1 protein-coding gene is annotated in these 1064 nt (G+C 31.7%); it reads right to left on the reverse strand.

Annotation, left to right across the window (positions count from 1 at the left end; all coding sequences use genetic code 11):
- Window positions 1–62 precede the first annotated feature (62 nt).
- Window positions 63–1064: MrcB family domain-containing protein (locus D1831_RS14210; protein WP_125073452.1), on the reverse strand; the 1002-nt coding region annotated here is incomplete at its 5' end.

Consider the following 1064-nt stretch of genomic DNA (forward strand, 5'->3'; position numbering starts at 1 on the left):
AACTCAAATTCAAAATTTAGTCGTGGCATAGGACAAAAAAGTCTCTATTTAAATTGTCTATTTTATTGACAGGGGACCACACCCATATCTGTATACGATACAATATCATATCCTAATCCATCACCTTGTGTACGTGACACATGTTCAATTTTTTTCGATAAATCACATCTATTTGCTTCTTCCAATCTTTTTTTCTCAAAATTAATAACTAGTATTTCACCTAAAAATCCAATTTTAGAATTGTTGCGTTCTTTGTCTTCATAATTCATTTTACCTGCCTTCACTGATCCAGGATTTTTTGGCAATCCTACTTTGGGTGCAGCCGTTTGTTGAATCTCTGGTGTGTTTTTTATAATATTTTGATTTTGTTTTTGCACAATGTAATTTGGTTCATCTTCTCCAAGTCCATTTGCCTTAATAATATATGAAATAGAGTAGTCCAAGTTTTTAGGAGAAAATAAACTTTTTTCCAATTCCGTTAAAACTAATTTCATATTTAAAAGGTCTTCAATTAACCGTTCATTACTTGGCAAATTATGAGTTTCATATTTTATGCTTAAAATATTTCCCCTCTCATAACCTAAAGGTAAGCTTGTTCCTTTATACTGTGCTGAGTGTAAATCAATCTTTCCTGTAGACATATTATCAGTCCTACTGAACAAATTATTCTGCCAATATTTCGCTACCGCAGCTATATTTTTCAATCCATCTTTTTGACCATACTTATTCTTATAAAAGCTCCAACCCTGATTAAGTGATAAATAAACACATCTTAAATCCGATGAAAAAAGATACACTACGTCAAATCCTTTTTGTGCCCCAGTAGATATATTAGTATTAAATAACGCTATCCAAGGAACAGTAGCCCAGTTACCGTTACCTGCTGAGCCTTTGGAAGTAAAACCATTTGTCAAAAACACCTTTTCTTCCGTTATACCGTTGAGTCCATTTTGCAATGTATCCTTTAATTTTTGAATAGACTCAGAGCCTTTAAACTTTTGATTTTTAAAATTATCAGCATCTCTTCTAGGATAATTATGTAGAATATATTCAAGCAATTGTTT

This window comes from Lactiplantibacillus garii (assembly GCF_003885105.1).
Classification (GTDB): domain Bacteria; phylum Bacillota; class Bacilli; order Lactobacillales; family Lactobacillaceae; genus Lactiplantibacillus; species Lactiplantibacillus garii.